This window comes from Tannerella forsythia (genome assembly GCF_003860135.1).
Taxonomy (GTDB): domain Bacteria; phylum Bacteroidota; class Bacteroidia; order Bacteroidales; family Tannerellaceae; genus Tannerella; species Tannerella forsythia_A.
The window spans coordinates 1-281 of sequence record NZ_RQYN01000192.1 but is presented as its reverse complement, the minus strand read 5'-3'; the positions used below and the strand labels follow the sequence as shown (position 1 = coordinate 281).

Annotated in this window: 1 protein-coding gene; it reads right to left on the bottom strand. The window is 48.0% G+C overall.

Annotation, left to right across the window (positions count from 1 at the left end; translation table 11 throughout):
• A partial coding sequence (locus tag EII41_RS13905; RefSeq protein ID WP_260425611.1) for a transposase occupies nt 1–224 on the bottom strand: 224 nt, incomplete at its 3' end.
• Nucleotides 225–281 lie beyond the last annotated feature (57 nt).

Here is a 281-nt window from a genome sequence, read left to right as displayed (position 1 = left end):
GGGCATATCCCGATGAAACGGGAAACCTGCTTTGCATTGTCAAAATAGGAAAAACCGCCGGTAGCGACAATCAAGGCTGTAGCCAACGTGATGCCGATCCCTTTGATGGAGGTGAGGAGTTTAACCTGCCTGTCAAACTCTGACGAGGCCAAGTCTGCAAGTTCAGATTCCAAGGACTCTATTTGACCGGCCAAAAAAGAAATCGTCTTATCCAGTGCTTTCATCCCGTTTTTGTCTTGGAATGGAAGCACGACAAGGGAGCTTTTCAGGTTCTTGCTTGC